Origin of the sequence: Mesorhizobium sp. M1E.F.Ca.ET.041.01.1.1 (assembly GCF_003997355.1) — a bacterium.
GTDB lineage: Bacteria > Pseudomonadota > Alphaproteobacteria > Rhizobiales > Rhizobiaceae > Mesorhizobium.
Window position 1 is genome coordinate 1 of sequence record NZ_RZSL01000244.1, and the last position, 8,669, is coordinate 8,669.

At 59.6% G+C, this 8,669-nt stretch carries 5 protein-coding genes and 2 pseudogenes; 1 reads left to right on the top strand and 6 read right to left on the bottom strand.

The window, feature by feature from the left end; genetic code table 11:
• Nucleotides 1–677, bottom strand: a 677-nt coding sequence (locus EOA38_RS19795) for a transposase (protein ID WP_145966003.1), incomplete at its 3' end; no start/stop codon positions are given.
• A gap of 194 nt (nt 678–871) precedes the next feature.
• Between EOA38_RS19795 and EOA38_RS19800 the strand changes: the two genes are divergently transcribed.
• The gene (locus tag EOA38_RS19800) at nt 872–1,873 is read left to right on the top strand and encodes an IS110 family transposase (RefSeq protein WP_127300008.1); all 1,002 of its coding nucleotides are present in this window, start codon (nt 872–874) and stop codon (nt 1,871–1,873) included.
• Nucleotides 1,874–2,158: 285 nt separating this feature from the next.
• Here EOA38_RS19800 and EOA38_RS19805 read toward each other — a convergent pair.
• From EOA38_RS19805 to EOA38_RS19825, 5 genes and pseudogenes are all read right to left on the bottom strand, one after another.
• Nucleotides 2,159–2,386 (bottom strand): annotated as a pseudogene (locus EOA38_RS19805) (IS630 family transposase); the annotation flags it as partial.
• Between the two features lie 174 nt (nt 2,387–2,560).
• Nucleotides 2,561–3,208: a group II intron maturase-specific domain-containing protein gene (locus tag EOA38_RS19810; protein ID WP_245480880.1), complete on the bottom strand. Its 648-nt coding sequence runs from the start codon at nt 3,206–3,208 to the stop codon at nt 2,561–2,563.
• Between the two features lie 247 nt (nt 3,209–3,455).
• Nucleotides 3,456–4,446 (bottom strand): annotated as a pseudogene (locus EOA38_RS19815) (IS110 family transposase).
• A 320-nt stretch (nt 4,447–4,766) separates the two neighbouring features.
• On the bottom strand, nt 4,767–6,794 hold the full coding sequence (locus EOA38_RS19820) for a CocE/NonD family hydrolase (protein ID WP_127300009.1): 2,028 nt from the start codon (nt 6,792–6,794) through the stop codon (nt 4,767–4,769).
• 249 nt (nt 6,795–7,043) lie between these two features.
• Nucleotides 7,044–8,495 carry an aldehyde dehydrogenase family protein gene (locus EOA38_RS19825; protein WP_210212975.1) on the bottom strand — a complete coding sequence of 484 codons (1,452 nt, stop codon included), beginning with the start codon at nt 8,493–8,495 and terminating at the stop codon, nt 7,044–7,046.
• Between the last annotated feature and the right edge of the window lie 174 nt (nt 8,496–8,669).

The following is an 8,669-nucleotide window of genomic DNA, read 5'->3' on the forward strand; positions in this document are numbered from 1 at the left end:
GTTGCGGTGATGGCGCCGATGCCGGGGATCGACATGAGTATGCGGCATGCTTGGCTTTGACGTGCATCTGCGACAAGCTGGCGCCCAAGCTCGGCGGCACGGATGCGAATGCTGCGCCAGGCTTCCAACATCGGTAGCACGACAGGAGCAAGCTCGCTCTGATCGATAAGAAGGCTCCGGACATTCTTTTCGAATGTAGTTCCCTTACCGGCGGGAACGAGCAAGCCGAACGTTTTCGTGATCCCTCGGATCTGGTTGGAAAGCTCGACGGTGATCCGGACCAGCCGGGTGCGTGCTGCCACGAGCGTGCGGGTCAACATACTGTCGAAGCCTTTTACGCGCACCTCGCGAAAGAATCCTGCTTCAGCAAGACGCGCCAAACCATCGGCGTCATTCGCATCCGTCTTGTTCGCCGCCATATCGAGAGCGGCTTTGGCATGGCGCGCATCGATGCAGATGGCTGGCAATCCCTCGGCGCGCAGCGCATGATAGAACCAAACCGACAGCGGGCCGGTTTCGAACACGACGCGCTTTGCGGCCGGCGCCCGCTTGCGGACAAGCTCGGCAATGATCCTGGGATCAGATGCGCACTTCCCGCGCCAGATCCGTTCGCCTTCACGGCGGATCGACACTGCCGTCTCTTTCATCGACACGTCGAGACCGATATGTTCTTCCATGGCTGTTCTCCGTTGATGCTGGGCCCGGCGTCCAGTCGTGAGCCCGTATTTCATCTTATCGGGGAACAGCCACCCTCCAAGGCTATGATCGGTTCCAGGGCGCGTCGCTCCCGCGATTACCCCATGTGGACGCCCCCTCACGGCATCGCTGTGCCAAAGTGGTGTCGTCGATCATCACTTGAACGGAGGCGTCCATGTTGAAAGTTAGCACAATCGGATTGGATCTGGCGAAGAACATATTCCAAGCGCACGGTTCGGATGCGTCAGGAGCTGTGGTGTTCAGGAAGAAGCTTCGCCGCGATCACGTACTCAGGTTTCTTGCTGCTCAGCCAGCCTGCAGGGTTGCCATGGAAGCGTGCGCCGGCGGCCATTACTGGGCGCGGGAGATTGCGAAGCTGGGGCACGATGTCCGGCTAATCGCTCCGGGATACGTGAAGCCTTTCGTGAAGCGGCAGAAGAACGATGCCGCTGACGCCGAAGCGATCTGTGAAGCGGCGCAGCGGCCGACCATGCGGTTCGTGGCGGTGAAGAGCGAAGATCAGCAGGCTGCGGCTATGGTGTTTCGCGTGCGCGATCTTGTGGTGCGCCAGCGGACCCAGACTATCAATGCGATACGGGGCCATCTTGCCGAATTTGGTCTGGTGGCCGCGCAGGGCCTCTTCCATGTGGCCAAGCTCATCGCGGCAATTGAGGACAATGGTTCGGCTATCCCCGAAGCTGCTCGTCCGATCCTGTCTCTGCTCGTTGCGCAGTTGCGGTCGCTGGACGAGAGAGTGGCCGGGCTCGACCGCGAGATCGCCAAGCGCGCCAGGGAGGATGCAGAAGCCAGGCGATTGATGACCATTCCCGGCATAGGACCGATCACCGCGACGGCTGTTGCCGCGTTGGCTCCGTCCGCTCAGACCTTCAAGAGAGGTCGCGACTTTGCGGCATGGCTCGGCCTCACGCCGCTGCAACGTTCTTCAGGGGGAAAGCAGAAGCTCGGCGAGACATCCCGAATGGGCGAGCGAACCCTGCGACGGCTGCTGATCATCGGGGCCAGCGCCACCGTGCGCTGGGCCATGCGCAAGGGTGCGGCGACAGATCCCTGGCTCATCCGGATGCTGAATCGCAAACCGCCGATGCTGGTGATCATTGCTCTGGCCAACAAGACGGCACGTATTGTGTGGGCATTGATGGCCAAGGGCGGGACCTAACGGGCACCGGCCTTGGCGGGATAGTCCGCTCCTCGAGCGGGCTACCAAAGTGTGAGAAGGTCGAACGGAGAGTATGGCGCTACGGTCAATGAGACGGGATCGGGAAAACCAGATCATGGATACGCGCCTTGAGCGCGCCAGATTGAATTGGACCCGCTCCGCGAACTCCCATACGGGCCCGCGGCAGGTGACAGCCGCACCAGAGGCCGGACACATGTCAGCACCCGACCACGCTCCGCGCTCTTCGAAAAGATTCTTCTTGCACCAACGGGGGCGTCCACACATATCCATGATGACGATATCGCCGGGCTTAAGGACGGTGATGAGCTGTTGCTCGACATAAGCGCGGAAGCATTGGCCGTTGATCGGGCCGTCGAAGACGCAAGGTGCCGCGAGCCGATCCCAGCGCAGCGCGCCAAGGAAAGTCAGCGTGCGCCAGTGGCCGTGCGGAGCCAAGCCGCGCAGCCGCTTTGGCCCCCAACCGCGCAGCGGAGCCATGTTGGTCTTGATCCAGGGGTGAGTAGGCCGGAGGAATTTCACCTGCCGGCCTCTCGCAGAACGGTGCGTGAACCTCTCGATTCACACCGCTCCCATCAGGCGAACGTATTCGTTCCGAACACCTTCCAATGCACGAACAGTCCGGGATTTTCCCGTGCCAGCTTTCTCAAGAAGAGGCTGGCACGCGTCTTATGGGACTGAGCGCATGATCCACGCCCTGAGCTTCCGGTTGACGTAGTCAGCCAGAGTGGACAGGGCCGAACGGCTGAACCGGCCGTAATAGGCTATCCATCCCCGAAGGAGTGGATTGAGCTGTTGGGCGATTTCAGCCAGCGTCCCCGGCGTCTGCCGCGGTATGTTCAAGCTTTTGATCGTCGCTCGCATCGATTTCAGTGCCGTGGGGCTGGCCGCAGGTGTGTAGCCAGAAAAGAACTCGTCTCGCTGTGTCTTCGCCACCCGTCGCGGCCGGAATTGATACCCGAGGAAGTCGAACACGACATTCGGGTATTTGCCCCTACGCCTTTGGTCCTTGCAATAGACGAACTTGGTCTTTGTCGGATGCATTTGAAGCCCGCATGCAGCCAGTCGAGCACCAAGCTCCGCCTTGAGGGCTTCGGCTTGCTGCTCACTCCGGCAGTGCACAAGGCCATCGTCAGCATATCGACACCATGGAAGGTCAGGATGCGTCGCCGAGCAGTTCGAAATCCTCGCTGCCGCATGAGGTTGCCACCACTCTGGCAAATTCTCTGACCAGACAAAACTTTGCAACGGAACCACCGCCGAGGCTCTAATTGCCGTGGATGAAAATTCAGTGGCATGTATGGACGGCCTCCGCATGGCAAGGGCTTTCTGAGGTTGCTGACAGATTGGTCGGGTGCAGGCATGTATTCGGCCTTTGAGTGCGGCCTGTTGATGCCGCTGCCCTGATGAAGTCCGCTGATCGGATCCCAGACAGGTCAACGCGCTTTTAAGCGGCACCCACTAAGCGGGTTTGTCCGATCCCGGCTCGACCGTCCGTCATCACACCATCAGCGCTCACCAATCTCGGCATCCTTCTCGACTGCATCAAACGGCGGCCGCAGCCTCACGTCATTAGCGCCCAAACGACCCGCGCCATTTTGTTCGCCAGGGCGACTCCGACGACGTTGTATGGCTTCTTCATCAGAAGATCTGCCGCCCAGCGAGTTGATGGCGCTTTTCCTGTTCGGCTGAAGCGGAGTACGGCATGGGCACCGACCACGAGAAGGCGACGGAGATAAGGATCGCCCTGCTTGCTGATCCTGCCGAGGCGATCGTTGCCGCCGGATGAGTTCTGCCGCGGCACCAGGCCTATCCACGCCGCCAATTGTCGGCCGAATTTGGAAAGCGACGCGTCTGTCACTGTCGCGGCGATTGCGCTGGCAGTGATCGGGCCAATTCCAGGTATCGTCTCGAGGCGTCGGCTCAACTCGTTCGAGCGATGCCAACCATGAATCTGACGATCCATCTCGCTGACTTTCCCGTGCACCTCTCGCAACTGCCCGATCAGCGGAAGAAGCCGGACCGCGCAAGCGGCGGGATAAGATCGTGATCATCGTCCTCGACCAACGCGATCAGCATACCGACGCCGGCAATGCCCTGTCGCGTCACGATGCCGAACTCCGCCAAATGGCCGCGCAAGGCGTTCACCAGCATGATCCGCTGCCGGATCAAAAGCTCGCGGACCCGATGCAGCATCAGCGCACTCTGTTGCTCCTGGCTCTTCACCGGAACGAAGCGCATCGTGGGCCGCGCCACCGCCTCGCAAATCGCCTCGGCATCCGCCGCACCATTCTTCTGCCGCTTCCGTATGGCTTCACGTAAGAAGCCGGCATCAGCCGAACGTCGTGACCCAGCGCCATAAGAACCCGAGCCCAGTGGTGTCCCGTCGCGCAAGCCTCGATGCCGATCAGGCAAGGGGGCAATTCCTTGAAGAAACCAACGACATCATCGCGGCGCAGCCTGCGGCGGCTCACGATCGCGCCAGCACGATTGACCCCGTGAACCTGAAATACCTGCTCGGCGATATCCAGACCAATTGTGGTAATCTTCTCCATGGACGGCTCTCCCTCATGTGACTTTCGACAGCCACACTATGGGCACCTCGATGCCGGGAGCGGAGGCCGTCCACCACATCAGGTCAGTCGTGGCAAAGGTCGGACGTCTGAGTTTAGACCAACAGAGGCCTTAGGTGGGTCCCGGTGCCGGCATCGGGATCAGTTTTGCTCGCTTGGCGAAGTTCGGCGCGGTGGCTGCGCCCATGGCCGAAAAGATACGGATGCGACTTCGCAGTTGAGTAAGGGGCCGGCCGAAACTCTTGCCGCTGAGCTAGCTCGCGCAGAGTTCGTTCTGCGGGGAGCGGCGCCGGCCTATCTTCTCAGTTCAGATCGCGTGGAAACTCTCTGACCACTTCGCGATCAACGATCACCTCGTCGCCGGAACGGGCGACGAGGTGAGTCTCCATGCGCCAGATATCACGTAGCGCGCGAACTGTAGCCGAAGCCATAACTCTGGCGTCCCAGTCGCCTCGGGCGTAGGACTTCTCCCAGGTCACGGTTCCGCGTGCCGAATTCGGATCGTCCGGATGGACGACGAAGACATTTGTGTGCCTGGCCGACAGAGTGATGCCAGTATGTAGGTGACGCACGGTCCCGCCATCGCTAACGACGGTGTAAGTGGCTTCCCCGGTGATCTGGTTGGTCGTCACCTCGCGCCGGAAAGGCTCGTGCGCCTTGATCACGTCCTGCACCATCGGCGCTGCGCTCTCCGGTCCTTCAAACGCCGGGAGCGTTGCATCCAGTGGCTGCGGCTTGCGCACAGGCAGGATCAGCCTGCTGCCCGCGCAATGAATCGATAGCGTCGCTTTCTCCGGCCCGGGGAAGACGATTGGCCAATGCCCCGTAGCGACGGCAAGGCGAATGCGCTGACCCTTCTCGAAGCGCTGGCCACAGGAACGCAACTTGAAGCGCACCGTCTCGGCATTGCCTGGCTGCATCGGCTGCAGTTCAAGGTCGTCATGCCGATGCGTGAGGTTGAGAATGCCGTAGCTGACGCGCGATCCAGCGCCGTCTTCCAGAACGAGCGACAGCGTCGCCGAGATCAGCGCAACCGGCTTGTCCGAGGATAGCTTTACTTCCAACTCAGGAAAGCCGAGAATCTCTACGGCGTCTGCCAACGGCTTTGTTTCGAAGATGAGCGCGTTACCGGCTTCCATGCGCTGATCTATCGGCAAGGTCGGATCCACGCCATAGCCGCACCAAGCCCCTGACGAGAGGCCCGCCGTCGAAGGCGAACAGATCCTCAGCACGTCGTCGCTATGGGCGCCCTCGGCAAGGAGGCCAGGCGACAGGGCGAGCGAGCGTTCGCCTACACCGGGTCCCGGCCATGACGGCTCGGCAACCCAGCGGCCAGGCCGCTCATCATAGATGGCGGCCGGTGGACACGGGTCTTGTACCCAAGCCCGCAGCATCGGTTCGTCGGCAATCCCGGTATCGACGCCCTTGAGATATTGGTCCCACCAGCGCAGGCATTCCTTGAGAAAACTGATGCGCGGTCCGGGCATGGCGAAATGCGGATATTTGTGACCCCACGGACCAATCAGGCCCTTGCGGATGCCGGTCAGGTTTTCGAGCATGCGGAAGATCGGGTTCGGATAGCTGTCGGCCCAGCCACCGACGAGGTAAACGGGGATCTCGATATCGGAGTAACCCTCGCAGATCGACCCGTGCTTGTAGAACTCGTCACGGCGCTGATGCTCGAACCAGTCGTGCATCCAGATGCCGTTGCCGTTGAGGCGGCGTTCCCAAAGCTCGCGCCAGCAGTCACCGACAATGAGAGGGTCGGGCGGCGTCATGGCGATCGCCCAGGCGGTGGTGCCCCAGTCCAGATTGTCGCACATCTGCGCGCCGCCGAGATAGTGGACGTCGTCATTATAGCGATCGTCGGTAGAGCAGAGTGAGATCACGGTTTTGAGCGCCGGCGGGCGCCGGGCGGCGACCTGGAGGCCGTTGAAGCCGCCCCAGCTAATGCCGATCATGCCGACCGCGCCGGAGCACCAGGCTTGCTTCGCCAGCCATTCTATCACCGCAATGCAGTCGTCCTGTTCCTGCTTCAAATATTCGCCCTTGCAAACGCCTTCGCTGTCGCCGGTGCCGCGCATATCCACCCGTACGGCGGCATAGCCGTGGCCGGCGAAGTAGGGATGGGTGAGTGCGTCCCGTTCCGCGGTTCCATCGCGTTTGCGGTAAGGCAGGTATTCGAGGACGGCAGGGACCGGATCGGCCTCCGCGTCCTTAGGGAGCCAGATCCGGGCAGCGAGCTTGACGCCATCTGGCATAGAGATCCACAGGTTCTCGATCTCACGGACCTCGCGCGGGAAATCGGAGACCACACGAATGTCTTTCATACGACGGACCTCGTCTTAATGTCTCGGGTTGATCGATCCAAGGAACGGTGGTGCAGACGCCAGCGTGCGCAGATCTGTTGCAAACGTGCAGCGGTCGCGGAAGTCTCCTCCCGGAGGACGAGGCGAGACCATCCCGATAGATATAAGCAGCACCAGTTCAGACATTGGCGTCACTGATTGATACCTGCGCCGCTTTGGACCGGAACCAACGTCGTTCGGGCCGGCGACCCACAACGTGGTCCCAATATGTCAGCTCAGCAGGCGGGCCTGAGCATATTCCTTCAATCCCTCGATACCCCCTTCGGTACCAAAGCCCGATTCTTTACAAGGACTGAACGGATAATCCAAATTGAACTCCAGATGCTTGTTCACCCATATTGTTCCGAAGTCTAACCGCCGAGCGATCCGCGCCGCTCGATCTCTGTCGGCCGACCACACGGAAGCAGTAAGACCATAAGGCGTGCCGTTGGCCCGGCGCACAACGTCATCGACATCCGCAAATGTCAGGACCGGGAGAATCGGGCCGAACTGCTCATCCTTGACGAGAGAGGCTTCATCGGAGATATCCGTCACGATGGTAGGGTTGATGAAATAGCCGGCAAGAGCTGGCGCTTTACCCCCTACCAGAATGCGACCGACCTTCTCCGCTTCGTCCAAGTATCGAAGAACTTTATCGAACTGGGCCCTATTTTGCAGAGGACCTATGGTAACGTTTTCTTCCAAACCATTGCCTACAATTGAACTTAGCGCCAGAGCGGCAAGGCATTCGCAGAAACGGTCAGCAATGGCCGCATGAACGTAAACCCGCTTGATTGCAGTACAGACCTGTCCGCTATTGAGAAATGCCGCGTTGAAAATGGCTTGCGCCACACGATTCACGTCGACGTCGTCAAACACGATTGCCGGGTCATTGCCACCCAATTCCAAAGAGAGACGCTTTAAACCTTGAGCGGCAGACATCATGACTGCTTTGCCGGATGCGGTGGATCCCGTAAAAGAAATTTTCGCAACACTGGGGTGGCTGACGAGCTCTGGACCAAGTGATCCGTCGTCCGCGATGATCTGAATAAGCCCTGGCGGAACTACATCCTTTATGAGTTCTCCAAAGCGCAGGGTAGCCAGGGGAGTGGTCGGTGCCGGCTTAATGATTATTGAATTCCCCGCTATAATTGCCGGACCAATCTTGGATATTGCAGCTTCGAGTGGAAAATTCCATGGCACTATTCCTGCGACGACACCGTACGGGACAAAGAATTGCTCCGCATATGCCTCCGGCTTGTTATTCAGCACGACAGGGCGCAACTCCAGGCCTGAACAGTGCTCAAGAAATTCGGCGCAAGAGTTGGTTTCGTTTCGAGCTTGCTGAAGCGGTTTTCCCTGCTCTAAAGTCAGAAGGCGTGTCAGTTCCTCAACGTTCTTGCGCAGCACGTCGGCCAGAGCAAGGAGGAGAGTGCTGCGCACCGTCCACTGTTCAGCCCGCCAAGTCATAAAAGCCAGGTCAGCGGCGTCGATGGCCTGCTGCAGAACTTTCGCTGCGGGTACTATTGCGGCTCCGACAGTGCCTTGCGTGGCAGGGTTTATGACGTTGAATTTCGAGCCGTCACCGACAAGAGAACCGTCGACCAGTGAGTAGAAATTTCTCGAATCCGCCATATGGCTATCGCATATATTGTTTGCGAACGTGCTGCTTGCCCCACTCATCGGCTTCTTTCCCTACTCGACATGCTGTTCAATGTTTATTGTAAAGAGTACTCAAGATCTCACCGCAGGGTGGTTTGTGGGCCTGCTGCGGTGAAATCGGACATCGGAGTCTAGGCGCAGTCTGTTTTCGGAAGCGGCACCGTGACCCGCGGCACTGCTCCAATAATATTACCC

Excerpts from the sequence above, each read along its gene's own strand:
- EOA38_RS19800 (WP_127300008.1), top strand. The coding sequence starts at position 872 with ATGTTGAAAGTTAGCACAATCGGATTGGATCTGGCGAAGAACATATTC.
- EOA38_RS19810 (WP_245480880.1), bottom strand. The coding sequence starts at position 3,208 with ATGCGGAGGCCGTCCATACATGCCACTGAATTTTCATCCACGGCAATT.
- EOA38_RS19820 (WP_127300009.1), bottom strand. The coding sequence starts at position 6,794 with ATGAAAGACATTCGTGTGGTCTCCGATTTCCCGCGCGAGGTCCGTGAG.
- EOA38_RS19825 (WP_210212975.1), bottom strand. The coding sequence starts at position 8,495 with ATGAGTGGGGCAAGCAGCACGTTCGCAAACAATATATGCGATAGCCAT.